This window comes from Pseudomonas sp. QD4 (genome assembly GCF_049199125.1).
Taxonomy (GTDB): Bacteria; Pseudomonadota; Gammaproteobacteria; order Pseudomonadales; family Pseudomonadaceae; genus Aquipseudomonas.
Genome location: NZ_JBLZOM010000006.1, coordinates 238,261 through 258,723 on the forward strand (window position 1 = coordinate 238,261; position 20,463 = coordinate 258,723).

Consider the following 20,463-nt stretch of genomic DNA (forward strand, 5'->3'; position numbering starts at 1 on the left):
TGTAGACCTGAGGGAGGTGCTCCATGCCTATCTATATCGCGGCACTTTTAATCTGTTGTTCATTCACCGCGCTCGCCGCTCCCGGGCAACCGCCCGCCACGGAGCCGGCAGCGATCAAGGCCCAGTTGCAGGACTACTATTTCGATGCCGCTCGGCGCGGTGATGTCGAGATGCTCGACACCTTTATCGAGGCCGGCTATGCCCTCGATACCCAGGACGAAAAGGGCTACAGCGCACTGATCCTCGCCGCCTATCACGGCCAGGCTCCGGCGGTTGAACGCCTGCTGGCCGCGGGTGCCGACGCCTGCGTGCAGGATAAGCGGGGCAATACCGCGCTGATGGGCGCGATCTTCAAGGGCGAACTGGGGATTGCCCGGCGCCTGCTGGCCGCCGATTGCAGCCCGGACCAGCGCAATGCCGCCGGTCAGACCGCTGCCATGTACGCCGGCCTGTTCAAGCGCGTGGAGTTGCTGGATGCGCTGGCGGCCAAGGGCGCCGACCTGAATGCCGAGGATCCGCTGGGCAATAGCGCCGCACGTCTGGCCAGCGGTGAAATCCGTACCGCCGCGCCGCACTGATCACCCTCCAGCTGAGCTATCATCGCGGTTTTTGCCGGGGGTTCAGATGGCCAAGGCCAAACGCATGTACGGCTGCACCGAGTGCGGCTCAACCTTTCCCAAGTGGGCCGGGCAGTGCGGTGAGTGCGGGGCCTGGAACACCCTGACCGAAACCATGGTCGAGAGCGGCGGCGCGGCGGCCCCCAGCGGACGCACCGGCTGGGCCGGGCAGCAGGCGCAGATCAAGACCCTGGCTGAAGTCAGCGTCGAGGAAATCCCGCGTTTCTCCACCGCTTCCGGCGAACTCGACCGCGTGCTCGGTGGCGGCCTGGTGGACGGCTCGGTGGTCTTGATCGGCGGCGACCCGGGTATCGGCAAGTCGACCATTCTGTTGCAAACCTTGTGCAACCTCGCCACGCGCATGCCAGCCCTCTATGTGACCGGCGAAGAGTCGCAGCAACAGGTGGCCATGCGTGCCCGCCGCCTGGGCCTGCCCCAGGACAAGCTGCGGGTCATGACCGAAACCTGCATCGAAACCATCATCGCCACCGCCCGTCAGGAAAAACCCAAGGTCATGGTGATCGACTCGATCCAGACCATCTTCACCGAGCAACTGCAATCGGCGCCGGGCGGCGTGTCCCAGGTGCGCGAGAGCGCGGCCTTGCTGGTGCGCTATGCCAAGCAGAGCGGCACGGCGATCTTCCTGGTCGGCCACGTGACCAAGGAAGGCGCCCTGGCCGGGCCGCGGGTGCTGGAGCACATGGTCGACACCGTGCTCTATTTCGAAGGCGAGTCCGACGGGCGCCTGCGCTTGCTGCGAGCGGTGAAAAACCGTTTCGGCGCGGTCAATGAACTCGGCGTGTTCGGCATGACGGACAAGGGGCTGAAAGAAGTCTCCAACCCTTCGGCGATTTTCCTCACCCGTGCCCAGGAAGAAGTACCGGGCAGCGTGGTGATGGCCACCTGGGAAGGCACGCGGCCAATGCTGGTGGAAGTCCAGGCGCTGGTGGATGACAGCCACCTGGCCAACCCGCGCCGGGTCACCCTGGGCCTGGATCAGAACCGCCTGGCCATGCTGCTGGCGGTGTTGCACCGCCACGGCGGCATTCCGACCCACGACCAGGATGTGTTCCTCAACGTGGTGGGCGGGGTCAAGGTACTGGAAACCGCTTCCGACCTGGCGCTGATGGCGGCGGTCATGTCCAGCCTGCGCAATCGCCCGTTGCCCCACGATTTGCTGGTGTTCGGCGAAGTGGGGCTGTCCGGCGAAGTGCGTCCGGTGCCCAGCGGCCAGGAGCGCCTGAAAGAGGCCGCCAAGCACGGCTTCAAGCGGGCCATTGTGCCCAAGGGCAACGCACCGAAAGAGTCGCCACCGGGGCTCAAGATCATTGCTGTCACCCGCCTGGAACAGGCATTGGACGCACTTTTCGAATAACCGCCACGTGGGCCTTATGAAAGGAAGCAGATGATGGTCAATAAAAGCGGCTGGACCCGGGCCCTCGGTTTGGCGCTGATGTTCAGCGCCGCCAGTGCCCATGCCGAACAGGGCGAAGTGCCGGAAGGCTATCGGGTGGCGCAGCAGGTGCTGGTTGGCGACGGCTCGGTGCTGGAGGTGCTGGAGGACCTGCGCATCACTCCGCAGATGCACGCCGACAGTTGGGGCAGCGCGCTGGATGCGGACTCGTTCGATGCGTCGGCGGATCTCGAAAACCATCCCTTGCTGGAGGCGCAGGCCCGGTTGATTGCCGATTCCGGCGAGGTGCTGGCGCAAAAGGACCTTGGCTACCCGCTGGCGACAGTGGAGAAGGCCCCGATCAACGGCCTGCCAGCGCCGGCGTTCTTCCTGACCATCGACATGACGGCGCCCATGGGCAGCTACAGCGGTCCGGCCACGGAGGTCCTGGTGCCGGCACAAAATCAGCTCGACCCGTTGCGTTACCTGGCGGAAACCGGTGAAAAACGTCCGTTGGTGCTGGCCGAGACCGGCAAGGCGGCCTGGAAAGTGGTGCCGGCGAACGATAGCGCCACCGAGTCCATCCAGCAGGTGTCATCAGCGCCCGCGCCCCAGGGTGAGGACTTTGTGACCACCTACCGGACCTATCGTTATGTCGATGGGCAGTGGCAAGTAGCGTCCCGCCAGCAGCCGGGTTACTGGGAAAACGAGAGCGAGTTTCCCCAGCCGTCGGCGTTTCCCTGAGGTTCGGGTTTGGGGCGCTGATCAGATTTCGATCAATGCCCCAAGCTCACGCTCCAGCTCCTCGGGGTCGCCCAGGTTCAACTCCACCAGCCGCCGTAGATGCTCGATCGACTCCAGGCCGATATGCAGGCAGACGAACCCGAGCTGGCCATGGTCATCGTGGGCCAGTTGCACGTCCATCTTCACCTCGGCATCGGCACTCAAATGAATGTCGGCTTCAAAGGGCTGGCTGGCATCGCCCAGCCAGGGCTCGGGGCGCTGGATCAGCATGCCCTTGAGCGACAGGTCGAGCAGTTGGACGGGCCAGCGTCGGGATCCCTGGCTGAGTTCGGTCCTGGCATCAAAAGCAATGCGCTTGAAACGTCGGCGATCGGAATGTTGCTCGCTCATGGCCTGGCCCTCTGCGTGGTGCACTGACTATAGACCCCTGTTCTGCGCTACAGCCAGCGGCGGACCTTGCGGCAATAGTCACGGTAGGTGTCGCCGAACAGGCTTTGCAGCTGCACTTCGTCCGGGTGGATGACATTGCGGTTCATCAGATACAGCAAGGGCGCCAGCAACAGCCACGGCCAGAGACTGCCGAGCAGCAGGGCGATGGCGCAATAGCCGCAGGTGTCGCCGAGGTTGATCGGGTTGCGGGACACGGCGAACGGGCCGTCGCGCAGCAGTTGCCGGGGCTGGTTGAAGTTGCTGTTGGTGGTGTGCTGCTTGCGGAAACGCCACATTGCCCAGAACGACAGGCCCTGGCCAACCACGATCAGCAGCACGGCCAGGGCCTGGGTCCAGCCATTGGCAGGGACGGGCAGGGGCAGCCAGTCTGCAAGAAACAGCGCCAACGTGATGAACAGCAGATACAACAACGGCGGCGGTAGCAGTGGTGGTTCAGCGGGCCTGGCCATGGGGTCTCCTGACGGGGGGCTTGTAGTTGCGACTGTTTTTTCGCCACGGTGGTTCAGCGTGTTTTCGAGCGGGCGGGCAGAAGCGGCGAGCGGCCGTCCCCACAGGGCTGGATTTTCTTAAAAGAAGGCTCTAGACCAACGTGGGGGGTGGTCTTTGAAGCCAGTAGCGCTAAACTCGGTTTGGCTGTCTTTCTGTCCACCCTGGCTGGAATAAAAAAATGAAAAATAATAATAGCCTGCTACGCCATGTACCCTGGCTGCTGCTGGCAATCGTAGGAGCGTGCGCCCTCGGCGTAGTGGCATTGCGTCGCGGCGAGGCAATCAACGCCTTGTGGATTGTGGTCGCGGCAGTGGCCATTTATCTGGTTGCGTACCGTTACTACAGCCTGTTCATCGCCAACAACGTGATGCAACTCGATGCACGCCGGGCAACCCCCGCTGTGCTCAACAACGACGGTCTGGACTACGTCCCCACCAACAAACACATTCTCTTCGGTCACCACTTCGCGGCTATTGCCGGTGCAGGCCCTCTGGTCGGTCCGGTGCTGGCAGCGCAAATGGGCTATCTGCCCGGCACACTCTGGCTGATTGCCGGTGTGGTACTGGCGGGTGCGGTCCAGGACTTCATGGTGCTGTTCCTCTCGACTCGCCGTAACGGCCGTTCCCTGGGCGATATGGTGCGCGAGGAAATGGGCCGGATCCCCGGGACCATCGCGCTGTTTGGCTGCTTCCTGATCATGATCATCATCCTCGCGGTGCTGGCGCTGATCGTGGTCAAGGCCCTGGCCGAAAGCCCGTGGGGCATTTTCACGGTGATGGCGACCATCCCGATCGCGATGTTCATGGGCATTTACATGCGCTACATCCGCCCGGGCCGCATCGGTGAAATCTCGGTCATTGGCGTATTGCTGTTGCTGGGTTCGATCTGGCTGGGCGGGCAGATTGCCGCTGATCCGGTTTGGGCCAAAGCCTTCAGTTTCACCGGGATCCAGATCACCTGGATGCTCATCGGCTACGGCTTCGTCGCGGCGGTGCTGCCGGTCTGGCTGATTCTGGCTCCCCGGGACTACCTGTCCACCTTCCTCAAGATCGGCACCATCATCGCCCTGGCGATCGGCATCCTGGTCACCATGCCCGAGCTGAAAATGCCGGCCCTGACCCAGTTTATCGACGGCACCGGACCGGTGTGGAAAGGCGGCCTGTTCCCGTTCCTGTTCATCACCATCGCCTGTGGCGCGGTATCGGGCTTCCATGCGCTGATCTCCTCGGGCACCACGCCCAAGCTGCTGGATAACGAAACCAACGCCCGCTACATCGGTTACGGCGGCATGTTGATGGAGTCCTTCGTGGCCATCATGGCGATGGTTGCCGCATCGGTGATCGAGCCTGGCGTGTACTTCGCCATGAACAGCCCGGCGGCCGTGGTCGGCGGCGATGTGGTGGCCGTGGCGCAAACCGTCAGCAGTTGGGGTTTTGCAATTACCCCGGAAGCCCTGCAAGCGGTGGCCCATGACATCGGCGAGACCACCATCCTGGCTCGCGCCGGTGGTGCGCCGACCCTGGCGGTCGGTATTGCGCAGATCCTGCACAGTGTCCTGCCGGGTGAAAACACCATGGCGTTCTGGTACCACTTCGCGATCCTGTTCGAAGCCCTGTTCATCCTGACCGCAGTCGATGCTGGTACCCGTGCCGGACGCTTCATGCTGCAGGACCTGCTCGGATCCTTCGTGCCGGCGCTCAAGCGCACCGAATCCTGGACCGCCAACCTGATCGCCACCGCCGGCTGCGTGGCGATGTGGGGTTACCTGCTGTACCAGGGGGTGATCGATCCGCTGGGTGGCATCAACACCTTGTGGCCACTGTTCGGTATCTCCAACCAGATGCTGGCGGGTATCGCGCTGATGCTGGCGACCGTGGTCCTGATCAAAATGAAACGCCAACGCTACATCTGGGTGACCATGCTGCCGGCTGTCTGGCTGCTGATCTGCACCACCACGGCGGGCTTCATCAAGCTGTTCGACGCCAACCCGGCGATCGGCTTCCTGTCCCTGGCCAAGAAGTACAGCGATGCCCTGGCAGGCGGTCAGATCCTGGCTCCGGCCAAGAGCATCGAGCAGATGCAGCACGTGATCTTCAACGCCTACACCAACGCAACGCTGACCGCGCTGTTCCTGCTGGTGGTGTTCAGCATCCTGTTCTATGCGCTCAAGGTCGGCATCGCCGCCTGGGGCACCAAGGAACGTACGGATAAAGAATCGCCCTTCCAGGCCCTGCCGGACGCGTAACCCGAGGATTGCAAACATGTTCAATGACCTGAGTCGCCTCGGTAAATACCTCGGTCAGGCCGCGCGCCTGATGGTCGGCATGCCCGACTACGACAACTACGTCGAGCATATGCAAACCAAACACCCGGACAAGCCGGTGATGAGCTACGAGATGTTCTTTCGCGAACGTCAGGAAGCACGTTACGGCGGCAAGGGCGGTCCGAAGTGCTGTTGAAGCACAGAGACTAGGCAACATCCCACTGTAGGAGCCGGTCGGTCGGCGAGGTCTGAATTGACCTCGCCGGCGGGCTGGGCTCCTACAGTTTTTTCAGCCCAAGGGAGATCTTCGTTTTGTCAGCACCCATCCCCGTCACCGTCCTCAGCGGCTTTCTTGGCGCGGGCAAGACCACGCTGCTGCGGCACCTGCTCAAAGCCGAGCACGGCCTGAAAATCGCCGTGATCGAGAACGAATTCAGCGACGCCGGTATCGACACCCAACTGTTGGGGGCCGAGCCGGTGCAAGTCATGACCCTGTCCAACGGCTGCGTCTGCTGCACCATCCACACGGATCTGACCAAGGCGCTGTACCTGCTGCTGGAGCGACTGGACAGCGGTGAAATCGCCTTCGACCGCCTGGTGATCGAGTGCACCGGGCTGGCCGATCCGGCGCCCGTGGCCCAGACCTTTTTTATCGATGAAGAGCTGCGCGAGCGCTATATCCTCGACGGCATCATCACCCTGGTGGACGCCGCGCATGCCGAGCACCACCTGACCCAGACCATCGCCCAGGCCCAGATCGGCTTTGCCGACCGGCTGCTGGTGAGCAAGCGCGATCTGGTGGATGAAGCAACCTTCAACGCCCTCAGCGAACGCCTGACCCGGATCAACCGCCGGGCGCCGATTCGCGTGGTGGAGCACGGCCAGATCGACCTGGCCGAGCTGCTGGATGTGCGCGGGTTCAACCTCAATGCCGACCTGGGCGGCGGCGTCAGCTTGCGTCCGGTGAGCAAGGCGCCTTCCATCGATCGTATCTCCAGCCTGGTGCTGCGCACCGACCAGCCGCTGGATATCGAAAAACTCAGCGAGTTCATGAACGAGCTGCTGGAAGATCACGGCAAGCAATTGCTGCGCTACAAAGGCGTGCTCAATATCGCCGGCGAACCGCGGCGCATGGTGTTCCAGGGCGTGCTCAAACTCTACGGCTTCGATTGGGACACCGAATGGGCCGAAGGCGAAGCCAGGGAAAGCGTGATTGTGTTTATCGCCGACGACCTGCCGGAAGAAAAGATTCGTGCAGGATTTGCACGAGTGGCTGCGAGCTAAGGCCCACCCCTCTGTGGACAGGCCCGGCCACCGCACAGGCGTGCGGCAGCCGGCCGGCCCGAGCCGGGCTTAACGTGCGCCCAGCAGCCTGGTTTCCAGATGATCCAGGTGCTGGTTCATCAAAGTCTCCGCTGCCTGGGCATCCCCGGTTTCCAAGGCATCGACGATCGCCGAGTGTTCCTGCCAGGCGCAGTAGTTGCAGGCCCGGGACTCATGGTGGGCGATGGCCAGGGAGGTCAGCGGCACCAGGCTGGCCAGAAAATGCGCCAGCGGTCCGTTGCCCGCCACCTCGGCCAATTGCAGGTGGAACTCGCCGGACAGGCGAATGGCCGGCCCGCGCTGATCCCGTTCGATGGCCTCGCGTTCGCGGGCAATCAGTTGGCGCAGGGGCAGCAAGTGCCGGGGGCGTGGTTGCTGGCAGGCCAGGCGCACCAGGGTGATTTCGGTCAGGCGCCGGGCATGCAGGATCTGCCGGGTCTGCTCGATGTCCGGCGCCGCCACCTGTGGCCGGTGGTTGGGGCGCAGGATGATCACCTGTTGATGGGACAGGCGGGCCAATACCTGGCGAATGATGCTGCGGCTCACCCCAAAGGCCAGACCGAGGTTTTCTTCGGTGACGCGGCTGCCGGGGGTGATGCGTTGTTCGAGAATGGCTTCGAAAATCTGTGGATAGACATCGTCGACCAGCAGCTTTCTCTGGCCCCGGCCCAGGCGGGGCAGGGCGCCGCTGGGGATGAATGCATGATTGTTCAAGGCGCAGCTGGCCATGGCCTGTCTCCAGTCCGGTTGCCGATATGAAGTGTTCTACATCGGGTCAGTGACCCAGGTTGTCATCCGGGATGTTCAGTTCGATGCCCATGCGCTGGCCTTCCTGGAGGATATGCTTGCGCATCTCGGCGCTGGCCAGCGCGCTGTTCTTGTTGCGGATGGCCCGCACCACCGCTTCGTTTTCCTGCAGGCGCTCGGCCAGGTGTTCCGGCGAGTTGCGCAGGATGTCCGCGCTCTGTTTCAGCGCGTTGCTGGTCTGTTGCACCACGTTCTGGAAGATCGGGTTGGAGGTCAGGGCGAACAGCTCTTCATGGAAGGCGATGTAGGCGTTCATCCCGGCTTCGCTGTCATTGGCGTCGAGGGCTTCGCGCATGTCCATCAGGGTCAGGCGCAATTGCCCGACTTCCTTGCTGCTGATGGACTGGGCCACCAGGCCGACGATAAAGGGCTCAAGGGTGTAGCGCAGTTGCAGCACGTCTTCCAGGCTGGCGCCGGCGACGCTGCTGGTGCTGATCGATGATTCGCCGAGGGTGGCTTCGAGCACCAGCACGCCCTTGCCGGGCAGGGAACGCACCAGCCCCAGGGTTTCCAGGACGATCACCGCTTCGCGCAGGCTTGGACGACTGATGCCCAGTTGTTCGGCCAACTCGCGTTGCCCGGGCAGCATGTCGCCGCAGCGCCATTGGCCACGGGCCAAGGCTGCCCGCAGTTTTTCCACCACTGAATTTACCACCGTCGACGAGCTGATCACTGTGCACTCCATGGGTATCGGTAACGCCGCCATCGGCGGGCGCTGATTGTTGTGCCTGCCGTCGGCAGGCACAAGTGTTGCCTAGAACTCCTGCTGATGGGCGGACGCTGCCGGTTTACGCGGCTGGAAGCCGTAACCCTGCTGGCCGCTCAAGACCTTGTTGGCGCGCTGCAGGTCGATGTCTTTTTCCCAGCGGGCGATGGCCACGGTAGCCACGCAGTTGCCGATCAGATTGGTCAGGGCGCGACCGATGCCCATGAACCAGTCCACCGCCAACACCAGGACCAGGCCGACCACCGGAATCGCCGGGATCGCAGTCAGGGTCGCGGCCAGAATCACCAGCGCCGAGCCGGGTATGCCGTGGGCACCTTTGGAGGTGATCAGGGACACCAGGAGAATGGTCAGCAAGTCCGACATCGACAGCGGCGTACCCGTGGCGTTGGCGATAAACACGATGGCCAGGGTCAGGTAGATGGAAAACCCATCGAGGTTGAACGAGTAGCCGGTGGGGATCACCAGGCCCACCGTGGAGCTGCCGATCCCCAGGTGTTCGAGCTTGCGCATGATCTGCGGCAGCACGGCGTCGGATGAGGCGGTGCCGAGCACGATCAGCAGTTCTTCACGCAGGTACTTGAGAAACGGCAGCATGCGCAGGCCCGACAGGCGCATCACCAGGCCCAGGATCACCGCAACGAACGCGAAACAGGTTAGGTAGAACAGCCCCACCAGGCTGCCCAGGTGCTGCAGCGAATCCACGCCGTACTTGCTGGTGGTGAAGGCGATGGCGCCAAACACGCCGATCGGCGCCAGGCGCACGATCATGCCCATGATGCGGAAGATCACGTGGCTGAGTTCGTTGATCAGCCGCGAGATGCCGGAGGCGGCTTCACCTACCAGGTTCAGGGCGCTGCCGAAGAGCACGGAAAACAGCAGGACCTGGAGGATGTTGTTGTCAGCGAAGGCACCGATCACCGAGGTCGGGATCAGGTTCATCAGGAACTGCGCGGTGCCCTGCATGTGCTGGCCGCGTTGGGCGATGTCACCCATGTCGGCGCTGGACAGCTGATCCAGATGGATGTTGGCGCCGCTGCCAATGCCGGTGCTGAAGGCCATGACCAGGCCGATCACCAGGGCAATGGTGGTGAGGATTTCGAAGTAGATGACTGATTTGAGGCCGATACGCCCGACCTTTTTCAGGTCGCCGGCACCGGAAATGCCGCTGACCACCACGCAGAACACGATCAGGCCGATCAGCATCTTGATCAGCTTGATAAAGCCATCGCCCAGCGGTTTGAGTTGTGAGGAGAATTCGGGAAGGGTGAGTCCGCAAACGACGCCGAGCATCAGTCCGAGAACAACCTGGAGGAAAATTGAACGCGAGCACCATCTGAGCATGAGGAGGATCCTGATCGGTGTCCTGTCTGCCGTGCGCGTGAGCGCTTGCGGATCCAGGACTTAATTATTGTGGTCTTACCGGTATGTCCAGTGCAGGCGCAGTCTACGCTCGGATTTTATGGGTTTACAAGGGGGATGTCGGAAATTGGCATGACCGGTCTGACCAGTGGTGTTACTCAGACAGTCGGGGGTTTTAAGGGGGACGGTGTGCCTGGGGTGTTTGTGGGGAGGAGGGCCTGCGCTGGTTTTATCTGGCACACAAAACCCCCACGCACAAAAAAGCCCGGCACCAGGGCCGGGCTTTTCTACTGCGTTATGCGGGCTATTAAGCGCCGTATACCGGCAGCTTCTTGCAGATGGCCTTGACCTTCTCGCGAACGGCGTCGATCACCGCTTCGTTATTCAGATCAGCCAGGATGTCGCAGATCCAGCCAGCCAGTTCCTTGCACTCGGCTTCCTTGAAGCCGCGAGTGGTCACGGCTGGAGTGCCGAAGCGCAGGCCGGAAGTGACGAACGGGGAACGTGGGTCGTTCGGTACCGAGTTCTTGTTCACGGTGATGAAGGCTTTGCCCAGAGCGGCGTCAGCGTCCTTACCGGAGATTTCCTGCTTGATCAGCGACAGCAGGAACAGGTGGTTTTCAGTACCGCCGGAAACCACGTCGAAACCGCGCTCGATGAACACGCCGGCCATGGCCTTGGCGTTCTTGATCACTTGTTCCTGGTAGGTCTTGAACTCAGGCTGCAGGGCTTCCTTGAAGCAGATGGCCTTTGCGGCGATCACGTGTTCCAGCGGGCCGCCCTGGGCGCCCGGGAATACGGCGGAGTTCAGCTTCTTCTCGATGTCGGCGTTGGCGCGAGCCAGGATCAGACCGCCACGTGGACCGCGCAGGGTCTTGTGGGTCGTGGTGGTGACCACATCGGCGAATGGCACCGGGTTCGGGTAGACGCCAGCGGCGACCAGACCGGCTACGTGAGCCATGTCCACGAACAGGTACGCACCGACCTTGTCGGCGATTTCGCGGAAGCGCGGGAAGTCCAGGATCTGCGAGTAGGCAGAGAAACCGGCCACGATCATTTTCGGCTTGTGCTCGACCGCCAGGCGCTCGACTTCGTCGTAGTCGATCAGGCCGTTGGCGTCGATGCCGTATTGAATGGCGTTGTACAGCTTGCCGGAGGAGGAAACGCTGGCGCCGTGGGTCAGGTGACCGCCGTGGGCCAGGCTCATGCCCAGGATGGTATCGCCAGCCGAGAGCAGGGCCAGGTACACCGCGCTGTTGGCTTGGGAGCCGGCGTGGGGCTGGACGTTGGCGTAATCGGCGCCGAACAGCTCTTTGGCGCGGTCGATGGCCAGTTGCTCAACCACGTCGACGTATTCGCAGCCGCCGTAGTAACGCTTGCCTGGGTAGCCTTCGGCGTATTTGTTGGTCAATACCGAGCCTTGAGCTTCCATCACCGCTGGGCTGGTGTAGTTTTCCGAAGCGATCAGCTCAATGTGCTCTTCCTGGCGCTGAGCTTCTTGCTCCATGGCGGCAAAGAGATCGGCGTCGTACTTGGCAATAGTCAAATCACGGCTGAACATGGCGGTCCTCAAGGATCGGGGGCAGAAAAGGGAGGCATTCTAACCCAATGGGTTTTAGATGGCATATGAAAGGACATCATGTCGCACAGAAGCAGCGTTCAAGTGACGAGCTGCAAGCGGCAAACGGGTCGTTTTTCTCTTGCAGCTTGTCGCTTGAAGCTTGCCGCGGCTTCTAGTCGAACATGAAGAGTGCGTCGTTGCTGAACTGGGCTTCGAAGCGATTGGCCGGCATCGGGCGGCCGAACAGATAGCCCTGGACCTCGTCGCAACCGTGTTCACGCAGGAAATCCAGCTGTTCGTGGGTTTCCACACCCTCGGCGATCACCGCCAGGTTCAGGCTGTGGGCCATGGCAATGATGGCGCGGGCGATTTGCGCGTCCTGCTCGCCGGACGGCAGGCCATCGACGAAGGTTCGGTCGATTTTCAGCACGTCGATCGGGAACTGCTTGAGGTAGTTCAGCGATGAGTAGCCGGTGCCGAAGTCATCGACGGCGATGCTCAGCCCCAGGTTTTTCAGGCCGGCGAGAATCTGCATGGCCTCGCTGACTTCGCGCATCAGGATACTTTCGGTCAGTTCCAGCTCCAGGCACGCCGGCGGCAGGCCGGTTTCCTTGAGGATGGTGGCGATCCGCGTGCCCAGCTGGCCGTCGGAGAACTGCCGCGCCGAGATGTTCACCGAGACTTTCGGCACCCGGACCTTGGCCTGGTGCCAGGATTTGAGCTGGCGACAGGCCTCGCTGATCACCCAGTCACCGACATCTACCACCAATCCGAGTTCTTCGAGTACCGGGATGAAGTCCCCCGGCGGCACCAGCCCGCGCCGCGGATGCCGCCAGCGCAGCAGGGCCTCGGCCCCGGTCAGGCGCTTGCCGTCACCGCTGAATTGCGGCTGGTAGTAAAGGACGAATTCTTCCTGCTCCAGGGCGTGGCGCAGGTCGCTTTCCAGCTCCAGGCGCTCCAGGGCGCTGGCGTTCATGTCCGCCTGGTAGAACTGGAAGTTGTTCTTGCCGCGTTCCTTGGCGTGGTACATCGCGGTGTCGGCGTTCTTCATCAACTGGCTCAGTTCATTACCGTCCTGCGGGCTCAGGGCGATGCCGATACTGGCGGTGACAAAGAACTCGCGGCCCTCGAGCACAAAGGGTTTGACCAGGCTGGCGAGAATCTGCTCGGCGACGTGGATCGCCCGGTTCAGCGCCATTTCACGGCTGGCGCGAGGCTGCAGGAGCAGGGTGAACTCATCGCCGCCCATGCGCGCCACGGTGTCGTCATCGTCGACGCAGCCCAGCAGGCGCGTGGCCATTTCCTTGAGCATGCGATCGCCTGCGGCATGACCCAGGGAGTCGTTGATCGGCTTGAAGCGGTCGAGGTCGAGGAACATCAGCACCACCCAGGACTTCTGCCGTTCCGCCGATTGCAGAGCGGTGTGCAGGCGGTCCTGGAACAGGGTGCGGTTGGGCAAGTGGGTCAGGGCGTCGTAGTAGGCCAGGCGGTGGATCCGCTGCTCGCTGGCCTTGCGCTCGCTGATGTCACTGAAGAAGCACACGTAGCTGGCCAGGTCGCCTTCGTCATCCAGCACCGCGGTAATCCCGACCCAGGCCGGATAATGCTCGCCATTGCGCCGCTTGAGCCAGACTTCGCCTTCCCAGGTACTGTGCTGGTGCAGTTGCTTGAGCACATAGCGCAGGTGGGCTTCCTGCTGTTCGTCGACGGTCAGCATGTTCGGCAGCTGGTCGAGTACCTGGGACACCGCGTAACCGCTGACCCGGCTGAAGGCCTCGTTGGCCTGCACGATATAGCCGGCCGGGTCGGTGATCAGGATCGCCGAGGTCGAGTGTTCGAAAACCGTGGCAGCCATGCGCAGGTCTTTTTCCGCACGGCGTTGCTGGCTGATGTCGCGGCCGACGCCGAGCACGCCTTCGAACGCCCCGTGCTCGTCCCACACCAGCACCAGGCGCAGCTCGATGGGAATCTTGCGGCCGTCGGCGCGCAGGCAATCGAACAGGAACAACTGGGTCTGCACCTGGCTGCGCAACTGCGCCAGTTGCTCGGGTTTGTCCAGGGCCTTGCTGACCCGGTCCATCAGGGCATAGATGCCGGTCAGTTGCTGCGGGTTGGCGATGGTCGATTGCCAGCCGTTCTGGAAGATCCAGTCCACTCCATAACCCAGCACCGCCAGCACCGACGGGCTCACGTAGTTCAACGACAGCTTGCTGTCGGTGGAGAAAATCACGTCGCTGATGCTTTCGGCGAGCATCCGGTAGCGTTGCTCGCTGTCGCGCAGGGATTCGCTGGCCTCGATCTGGTCGGTGATGTCCTTGGCCACGCCGATGATCCGCGTGACCTGGTCGTGCCGATCCCGGGCCAGCGCCTGTTCGCGGATCTCGAAACGCCGCCATTGGTCGCTGCGGTGGCGAAAGCGCAGTTGGCATTGCAACAGCTGGGCATAACCCGAATGCCGCTGCTCCTGGCGCAGGCGGTGGTAGAGGTCGGCGTCTTCCGGGTGCAGCAGGATCTCCCAGAAGTACTCGCCCATCTGGTGCAGTTCGGTCTTGTTGTAGCCCAGGGTCTGCCCCAGGTGATGGTTGCTGAAAATCATGCGCTGGCTGATCACGTCCTGCACATACAGGTGATCGGGCACGGTGCGCACCACGTCCGACCAGAAACCTTCACGCTCCAGCAGCGACAGTTCGATCAGCTTGCGGCTGGTGATGTCACTGATGCTGAGGATCACCGCGCGGTAATCGCTCGGGTCTTCCGGCAGGCGCAGCACCAGCCACAGATGCTGGTCCTTGCCCTGGGCATCGCTGAGCTTGATTTCCAGCTCCAGCTGCTTTTGGCGGGTGAGCACGGCATCCAGCAGTTGAATGCCGATGGCGTTGCCGTTGAGCGGGCAGCCGTCGATCAGCAGTTTCCAGGCGCTTTCGCAGGCGTCGACATTCAGCAGGCGCAGGGCGACCTGGTTGACTTCGGTAATGCGCAGTTCCTGCAACAGTTGCAGGCGCTGCTCGGAGCTCTGTTGCAGCCAGTGCCTGAGCTGCTCGCTGGTGCGCAGTTGCAGCTTGTCGAGCAGAATCGGGAGGCCGGAGATATCCAGCACGCACAAGGCCACGCCGGTGCCTTCGAAAATATCCTGGTAGCGGCGCCGACCTTCGTGCAATTGGCGCTGGCGCCGGCGCATGTTCAGCAGGGCGATCACCGGAATCAACGAGAAAGCCAGGCCCAGCAGGCATTTGCCGATAAAGGCCGGCAACAGTTGCTCGATGACCGCGCGCTCATCGAACAGGCCGCGCAATTGCCAATCGCTATTGCCCAGGGGCGTGACCAGCACGGTGTTGGCCATTTCATCGGCCGAAAGCTGGCCGGGTGTGGCGCTGCTGCTTTCATCGCGGCTGATGACTTGCTGGGTCAGGCGGTTTTGCACCACCCACACCGGGCGGAAGCTTTCATCGCTGTGCCGGGTCAGGGTCTGGAAGAAGCTCGGGGCCACCCGCAATACCCAGTAGCCCTTAACCGCGCCGCTGGGCTGGTGCAGTAACAGATACACCACCGAACCCTCCGGGCCGTTGCCGAAGAAGTAGCGCTGGGCGTGGCTGCGCTCGACCAGTTTCGCCAGCCAGGCCGCATCCTGGCTGTCGGTGGCGCTGTCACTCAGCACTTGGCCCTGGGCATCGAGCAGGGCGACGCTGCGAACATCCGGCAGGGACAACTGGAGTCTTTTCAGCAGTTGCTGCTGTTGCTCGGTGTCGTGGGGCTGTTCGACGATCGGTAGCAGGTTGAGGGCAATCTGCGCGTTCAGCGCCAGGTTCAGGCTGAGGTGATCAGCCAGATCGGCGCTGTAGTCGATGGCATGTTGGTGCTGGTCTTTACGGGTTTGCTGCAGTTGGTCGAGCAACTGCCAAAACAGCAGGGCGAGCAGCAGCAGTACCAGCGTTGCCAATCCCCCCTTCAGGGTGCCGCGCAGGGGAGAGCCGGGCGCAGAGGCGATTGCGCGCACGGAAGATGGCGGAATGACATTGGACAAGCTGTGATCCTGCGGTTTGGCTGGACTGGCGCGACGTGCACTATAAGCCGGACGCCCGAAGGGCGGCTAGCATGCCTTGAGTTGTGGCAAAGTGCCAGCCCCGCCTGGCTGGACCTTAGTCATCCGTTGAGGTAGCTTTGCCGGTTACGCGGGAGCGTTCCAGCTCCAGACAATCAGGCATTTACCGCTCGCGGGTATTGATCACGATCAACGCCCGTGCCGCGCATGGCCTGGCCCGGGCTCTGCCCGATCTATTCATCAGTCACTGACGCTAGGTTCACCATGGCTCAATACGTCTTCACCATGCATCGGCTGGGAAAAGTTGTTCCGCCGAAGCGGGAAATCCTCAAAAACATTTCGCTGTCATTCTTCCCCGGCGCCAAGATCGGCGTACTGGGCCTCAACGGTTCGGGTAAATCCACCCTGTTGAAAATCATGGCCGGCGTTGACACCGAGTTCGACGGTGAAGCACGCCCGATGCCAGACCTGAACATCGGCTACCTGCCGCAAGAGCCACAGCTGGACCCGACCAAGACCGTGCGTGAAGTGGTCGAGGAAGCGGTCAGCGTGATCAAGGACGCCCAGGCGCGCCTTGACGAGGTGTATGCCGCCTACGCCGACCCGGATGCCGACTTCGACAAGCTGGCCGCCGAACAGGCCAAGCTCGAAGCCATCCTCCAAGCCAGCGATGGTCATAACCTGGAGCGCCAGCTGGAAGTCGCCGCCGATGCGCTGCGCCTGCCGGCCTGGGACGCCAAGGTCGAACACCTGTCAGGTGGCGAGAAGCGTCGTGTGGCCCTGTGCCGCCTGCTGCTGTCGGCCCCGGACATGCTGCTGCTCGACGAACCGACCAACCACTTGGACGCCGATTCCGTCGCCTGGCTGGAACACTTCCTCCACGACTTCCCGGGCACTGTGGTCGCGATTACGCACGACCGTTACTTCTTGGACAACGTTGCTGGCTGGATTCTGGAGCTCGACCGTGGCGCCGGCATTCCTTATGAAGGCAACTACTCGGGTTGGCTCGAAGCCAAGTCCGACCGTCTGGCTGCCGAATCCAAGCAGCAGTCGGCTCACGAAAAAGCCATGAAGGAAGAACTGGAGTGGGTGCGCAAAGGCGCCAAGGCCCGCCAGTCCAAATCCAAGGCTCGTCTGCAACGCTTCGAGGAAATGCAGTCCCAGGAATTCCAGAAGCGCAGCGAGACCAACGAGATCTACATCCCGGCCGGTCCGCGCCTGGGTGACAAGGTCATCGAATTCAAGAACGTCACCAAGGGCTATGGCGATCGCGTCCTGATCGACAACCTGTCGTTCAGCATGCCTAAAGGTGCCATCGTCGGCGTGATCGGCGGTAACGGTGCAGGTAAATCCACCCTGTTCCGCATGCTGATGGGCAAGGAACAACCGGATTCGGGCAGCATCGAAGTCGGCGAAACCGTGCAGCTGGCTTGCGTGGATCAGAGCCGCGACGACCTGGATGGCAGCAAGACTGTTTTCCAGCAGATCTCCGACGGTTCCGACCAGATCCGCATCGGCAACTACGAGATTCCGTCCCGTACCTACGTCGGTCGTTTCAACTTCAAGGGCGGCGATCAGCAGAAGTTCGTCAAGGACCTGTCCGGTGGTGAGCGCGGTCGCTTGCACCTGGCCCTGACCCTGAAGGAGGGCGGCAACGTCCTGCTGCTCGACGAACCGTCCAACGACCTCGACGTTGAAACCCTGCGTTCCCTGGAAGAAGCCCTGCTGGACTTCCCGGGCGCCGCCATTGTGATCTCTCACGATCGGTGGTTCCTTGACCGCGTCGCGACCCACATCCTGGCGTACGAAGACGACTCGCAAGCGGTGTTCTTCGAAGGCAACTACACCGAGTACGAAGCCGATCGCAAGAAGCGCCTTGGCGAAGCGGCTGCCCAGCCGCATCGCGTACGGCACAAAAAACTGGCCTGATCGGGTCGGTTGGAACAAAAGCGGAGCCTTCGGGCTCCGTTTTTTTTGCCTGGCGATTGTTGCCAGAGGGGAAGTTGAACAAGGGGAACTGCTCAATCGGCGAGCGGTTTCAGAGGTGACCGGAATCGGGCGATCGGGTTAATGTTGATCCTCGTTTCGGTGCACAAAAATCGGCTTTTCAGGGGCTGATTTATATCTAATGCACCATTTAAATTCATAACTGCGACATTTTGCGCTGTCGCGGTGCGAATCGAATTGCTAAAGTCCCGGGCAAATCTCCGTTAACGACAATAAATTTGCCGAGACTTTTCCATGATCGAATCCGTCGAAGACTTCCTTGCCCGCCTGAAAAAACGCGATCCAGACCAGCCTGAATTCCACCAGGCGGTGGAAGAGGTACTACGCAGCCTGTGGCCTTTTCTGGAAGCCAATCCCCATTACCTGACCTCGGGTATTCTCGAACGCATCTGCGAGCCGGAGCGTGCGGTGGTGTTCCGTGTGTCGTGGGTCGACGATCAGGGCAAGGTCCGGGTCAACCGCGGTTTCCGCATCCAGATGAACAGCGCCATCGGTCCCTACAAGGGCGGTTTGCGCTTCCACCCTTCGGTCAATCTGGGGGTGCTTAAATTCCTCGCCTTCGAACAGACCTTCAAGAATTCCCTGACCTCACTGCCCATGGGCGGCGGCAAGGGTGGTTCGGACTTCAACCCCAAGGGCAAGAGCGACGCTGAAGTCATGCGCTTCTGCCAGGCGTTCATGAGCGAGCTGTATCGTCATATCGGTGCAGACGTGGATGTGCCCGCGGGCGATATCGGCGTCGGCGCCCGGGAAATCGGTTTCCTGTTCGGGCAGTACAAGCGCCTGAGCAACCAGTTCACCTCGGTCCTGACCGGCAAGGGCATGAGCTACGGCGGCAGCCTGATTCGTCCTGAGGCCACCGGTTTCGGTTGCGTGTACTTTGCCGAAGAGATGCTCAAGCGCCGTGGCGACCGGGTCGAAGGCAAGCGCGTGGCGATATCCGGTTCGGGCAACGTGGCGCAGTACGCGGCGCGCAAAGTCATGGACCTGGGGGGCAAGGTGATTTCCCTGTCCGACTCCGAGGGCACGCTGTATTGCGAGTCCGGCCTCAGCGAAGAGCAATGGCTGGCGGTGCTGGAGCTGAAAAACGTCAAGCGCGGGCGCATCAGCGAGTTGGCCGAGCAGTTTGGCCTGGAGTTCCGCGCTGGCCAGAGCCCTTGGTCCCTGGCGTGCGATATCGCATTGCCCTGCGCGACCCAGAACGAACTGGACGCCGACGCTGCTCGCACCCTGCTGCGTCAGGGCTGCATCTGCGTGGCCGAAGGCGCGAACATGCCGACCACCCTGGAGGCTGTGGATATCTTTATCGACGCCAATATCCTGTTCGCCCCGGGCAAGGCGTCGAACGCCGGAGGCGTGGCGGTGAGCGGGCTGGAGATGTCGCAGAACGCCATGCGCCTGCTGTGGACTGCTGGGGAAGTGGACAGCAAGCTGCACAACATCATGCAATCGATCCACCATGCCTGCGTGCATTACGGCGAAGAGAACGGTCGGATCAACTACGTCAAGGGCGCGAACATTGCCGGCTTCGTCAAGGTTGCCGATGCCATGTTGGCCCAGGGCGTGGTCTGAGGCGCTTCAGGCCGGTTCGATGCGGATGATCTCGATCGTCTGATCGCCTGCCGGCCGATGCCACAGCACCTCATCCCCCGGTTGCGCGCCCAGTAGCGCGCGACCCAGGGGCGAGCCCCAGTTGACCAGGCCATGGGCGGCATCGGCCTGGTCTTCCCCCACCAGTTGCACCTGCTGCTCGCTGCCCTGTTCATCGGCGAAAGTCACGCGGCTGCCGATCTGCACCTTGGTGGTGGAAGTGGCCTGAGTCACCACCTGGGCGCTTTGCAGGCGTTGCTGGAAATACCGCAGGTCACGTTCGATATCGGCTTGACGCTGTGGGTCCGCCTGGTCGCCCAGGCTCGCTTGTTCGCTGTGCTGGCTGTGCAGCTGCGCGACTTTGGCCTGCAACTGGGCCAGGCCGGTCGGGGTGACGTAGTTGGGTTGGGCGCTGACGAGGCGTTCGACCGGCTGGTCGGCCTGTGCGGCGGCCTGATCTTCATTGACGAAGGCACGGCTCATGGCATTTCTCCCTTGATGGAGGTTGGGCCATGGTCGCAGCCTTTTAGTTTCGGGCAATGTCCGAAAGCGACCTATTGCGAACGATAGGCCCGCGCCGCGCCTTGATCCTTCTCTTGCTGCCAGGCGCGCTCGCGCTCATCCCAATGGCGATCCCGGTAATCGGTGCGGTCCTGGTTTTCGAGCATGGCCTGGCATTGGCGGAAGCCATCGCTCCAGCCTTCGGCGTATTGCGGGTCCTTGAGATAGCGCGGGACGTTTTTGCGGAACTCGCCACTGATCGACCCGGCGGCCTGGCGACCGCTGATGCACCCGTCATCGAAACCGTCGGCGAAGGCCGGTGGGTAACCCTGGGCCAGCAAATGCTCGTGGGTCGACTCGCACCCACTGATCAGCAACAACAAGACGGCTGCCCAACCAAAACGCTTCATCTGCGACTCCTGGACGCTTGATGAGTGAAGTTTAGAAGCGCTTTCGTCGCGGCCTTGTGAAAAACAGGTGAGCGGTTTGTTTGGGGGTGCCGTGGGTAGGGGCTGTGGAGTGTCAGGGAGGTTATCGGCGTGATTGATGCTAGCGCAGCCTGGCGGCAGCGGTTACAGGAGGAGCTGTAGCCG

Annotated in this window: 17 protein-coding genes; 8 read left to right on the top strand and 9 right to left on the bottom strand. The window is 62.1% G+C overall.

Annotated features, from left to right (window positions below; all coding sequences use genetic code 11):
• Positions 1-23 precede the first annotated feature (23 nt).
• The 3 genes from ACOZJV_RS28520 to ACOZJV_RS28530 are packed head-to-tail and all read left to right on the top strand — an operon-like array spanning position 24 to position 2,754.
• Positions 24-578: an ankyrin repeat domain-containing protein gene (locus ACOZJV_RS28520; protein WP_201128088.1), complete on the top strand. Its 555-nt coding sequence runs from the start codon at positions 24-26 to the stop codon at positions 576-578.
• Positions 579-624: 46 nt separating this feature from the next.
• Positions 625-1,992 carry a DNA repair protein RadA gene (gene radA, locus ACOZJV_RS28525; RefSeq protein WP_078471738.1) on the top strand — a complete coding sequence of 456 codons (1,368 nt, stop codon included), beginning with the start codon at positions 625-627 and terminating at the stop codon, positions 1,990-1,992.
• A 30-nt stretch (positions 1,993-2,022) separates the two neighbouring features.
• The gene (locus tag ACOZJV_RS28530) at positions 2,023-2,754 is read left to right on the top strand and encodes a hypothetical protein (protein ID WP_421548997.1); all 732 of its coding nucleotides are present in this window, start codon (positions 2,023-2,025) and stop codon (positions 2,752-2,754) included.
• A 21-nt stretch (positions 2,755-2,775) separates the two neighbouring features.
• Here the strand turns inward: ACOZJV_RS28530 and ACOZJV_RS28535 are convergent, their stop codons facing one another.
• Positions 2,776-3,144, bottom strand: coding sequence for a PilZ domain-containing protein (locus ACOZJV_RS28535; RefSeq protein WP_078471740.1), 369 nt, complete (start codon positions 3,142-3,144; stop codon positions 2,776-2,778).
• A gap of 47 nt (positions 3,145-3,191) precedes the next feature.
• The gene (locus ACOZJV_RS28540) at positions 3,192-3,653 is read right to left on the bottom strand and encodes a methyltransferase family protein (protein WP_421548998.1); all 462 of its coding nucleotides are present in this window, start codon (positions 3,651-3,653) and stop codon (positions 3,192-3,194) included.
• Positions 3,654-3,871: 218 nt separating this feature from the next.
• On the opposite strand from ACOZJV_RS28540, the gene ACOZJV_RS28545 reads away from it, so the two are divergent.
• The 3 genes from ACOZJV_RS28545 (at position 3,872) to yjiA (ending at position 7,240) form a co-directional block, all read left to right on the top strand.
• A complete protein-coding gene (locus tag ACOZJV_RS28545; protein ID WP_020296423.1) occupies positions 3,872-5,938 on the top strand; it encodes a carbon starvation CstA family protein in 2,067 nt (688 codons plus the stop codon).
• A gap of 16 nt (positions 5,939-5,954) precedes the next feature.
• Positions 5,955-6,152 carry a YbdD/YjiX family protein gene (locus tag ACOZJV_RS28550; RefSeq protein ID WP_007895266.1) on the top strand — a complete coding sequence of 66 codons (198 nt, stop codon included), beginning with the start codon at positions 5,955-5,957 and terminating at the stop codon, positions 6,150-6,152.
• Positions 6,153-6,268: 116 nt separating this feature from the next.
• On the top strand, positions 6,269-7,240 hold the full coding sequence (gene yjiA, locus ACOZJV_RS28555; protein WP_201128082.1) for a GTPase: 972 nt from the start codon (positions 6,269-6,271) through the stop codon (positions 7,238-7,240).
• A 69-nt stretch (positions 7,241-7,309) separates the two neighbouring features.
• On the opposite strand, the gene ACOZJV_RS28560 is transcribed toward yjiA, so the two are convergent.
• From ACOZJV_RS28560 to ACOZJV_RS28580, 5 genes are all read right to left on the bottom strand, one after another.
• Positions 7,310-8,008, bottom strand: coding sequence for a GntR family transcriptional regulator (locus ACOZJV_RS28560; RefSeq protein WP_421548999.1), 699 nt, complete (start codon positions 8,006-8,008; stop codon positions 7,310-7,312).
• Positions 8,009-8,054: 46 nt separating this feature from the next.
• Positions 8,055-8,759 (bottom strand): FadR/GntR family transcriptional regulator, encoded by a 705-nt coding sequence (locus tag ACOZJV_RS28565; protein WP_078471744.1) that lies wholly within the window; start codon positions 8,757-8,759, stop codon positions 8,055-8,057.
• 81 nt (positions 8,760-8,840) lie between these two features.
• Positions 8,841-10,154: a C4-dicarboxylate transporter DctA gene (locus ACOZJV_RS28570; protein ID WP_421549000.1), complete on the bottom strand. Its 1,314-nt coding sequence runs from the start codon at positions 10,152-10,154 to the stop codon at positions 8,841-8,843.
• 325 nt (positions 10,155-10,479) lie between these two features.
• Positions 10,480-11,733, bottom strand: coding sequence for a serine hydroxymethyltransferase (glyA, locus tag ACOZJV_RS28575; RefSeq protein ID WP_201128075.1), 1,254 nt, complete (start codon positions 11,731-11,733; stop codon positions 10,480-10,482).
• Positions 11,734-11,905: 172 nt separating this feature from the next.
• A complete protein-coding gene (locus tag ACOZJV_RS28580) occupies positions 11,906-15,754 on the bottom strand; it encodes an EAL domain-containing protein (protein WP_421549001.1) in 3,849 nt (1,282 codons plus the stop codon).
• Between the two features lie 282 nt (positions 15,755-16,036).
• Between ACOZJV_RS28580 and ettA the strand changes: the two genes are divergently transcribed.
• Positions 16,037-17,701: an energy-dependent translational throttle protein EttA gene (gene ettA / locus ACOZJV_RS28585; RefSeq protein WP_020296430.1), complete on the top strand. Its 1,665-nt coding sequence runs from the start codon at positions 16,037-16,039 to the stop codon at positions 17,699-17,701.
• Between the two features lie 312 nt (positions 17,702-18,013).
• The gene (gdhA, locus tag ACOZJV_RS28590; RefSeq protein ID WP_078471748.1) at positions 18,014-19,351 is read left to right on the top strand and encodes an NADP-specific glutamate dehydrogenase; all 1,338 of its coding nucleotides are present in this window, start codon (positions 18,014-18,016) and stop codon (positions 19,349-19,351) included.
• Positions 19,352-19,357: 6 nt separating this feature from the next.
• Here gdhA and ACOZJV_RS28595 read toward each other — a convergent pair whose 3' ends face one another.
• Both ACOZJV_RS28595 and ACOZJV_RS28600 read right to left on the bottom strand, forming a co-directional pair.
• Positions 19,358-19,852 carry a GreA/GreB family elongation factor gene (locus tag ACOZJV_RS28595; RefSeq protein WP_078471749.1) on the bottom strand — a complete coding sequence of 165 codons (495 nt, stop codon included), beginning with the start codon at positions 19,850-19,852 and terminating at the stop codon, positions 19,358-19,360.
• 71 nt (positions 19,853-19,923) lie between these two features.
• Entirely contained in the window at positions 19,924-20,280 is a 357-nt protein-coding gene (locus tag ACOZJV_RS28600) for a hypothetical protein (RefSeq protein WP_421549002.1), read from the bottom strand.
• Positions 20,281-20,463 lie beyond the last annotated feature (183 nt).

Bases quoted from the DNA above. Each gene is read 5' to 3' on its own strand.
- ACOZJV_RS28520 (WP_201128088.1), top strand. From the start codon at position 24: ATGCCTATCTATATCGCGGCACTTTTAATCTGTTGTTCATTCACCGCG.
- radA (WP_078471738.1), top strand. From the start codon at position 625: ATGGCCAAGGCCAAACGCATGTACGGCTGCACCGAGTGCGGCTCAACC.
- ACOZJV_RS28530 (WP_421548997.1), top strand. From the start codon at position 2,023: ATGATGGTCAATAAAAGCGGCTGGACCCGGGCCCTCGGTTTGGCGCTG.
- ACOZJV_RS28535 (WP_078471740.1), bottom strand. From the start codon at position 3,144: ATGAGCGAGCAACATTCCGATCGCCGACGTTTCAAGCGCATTGCTTTT.
- ACOZJV_RS28540 (WP_421548998.1), bottom strand. From the start codon at position 3,653: ATGGCCAGGCCCGCTGAACCACCACTGCTACCGCCGCCGTTGTTGTAT.
- ACOZJV_RS28545 (WP_020296423.1), top strand. From the start codon at position 3,872: ATGAAAAATAATAATAGCCTGCTACGCCATGTACCCTGGCTGCTGCTG.
- ACOZJV_RS28550 (WP_007895266.1), top strand. From the start codon at position 5,955: ATGTTCAATGACCTGAGTCGCCTCGGTAAATACCTCGGTCAGGCCGCG.
- ACOZJV_RS28560 (WP_421548999.1), bottom strand. From the start codon at position 8,008: ATGGCCAGCTGCGCCTTGAACAATCATGCATTCATCCCCAGCGGCGCC.
- ACOZJV_RS28570 (WP_421549000.1), bottom strand. From the start codon at position 10,154: ATGCTCAGATGGTGCTCGCGTTCAATTTTCCTCCAGGTTGTTCTCGGA.
- glyA (WP_201128075.1), bottom strand. From the start codon at position 11,733: ATGTTCAGCCGTGATTTGACTATTGCCAAGTACGACGCCGATCTCTTT.
- ettA (WP_020296430.1), top strand. From the start codon at position 16,037: ATGGCTCAATACGTCTTCACCATGCATCGGCTGGGAAAAGTTGTTCCG.
- gdhA (WP_078471748.1), top strand. From the start codon at position 18,014: ATGATCGAATCCGTCGAAGACTTCCTTGCCCGCCTGAAAAAACGCGAT.
- ACOZJV_RS28595 (WP_078471749.1), bottom strand. From the start codon at position 19,852: ATGAGCCGTGCCTTCGTCAATGAAGATCAGGCCGCCGCACAGGCCGAC.
- ACOZJV_RS28600 (WP_421549002.1), bottom strand. From the start codon at position 20,280: ATGAAGCGTTTTGGTTGGGCAGCCGTCTTGTTGTTGCTGATCAGTGGG.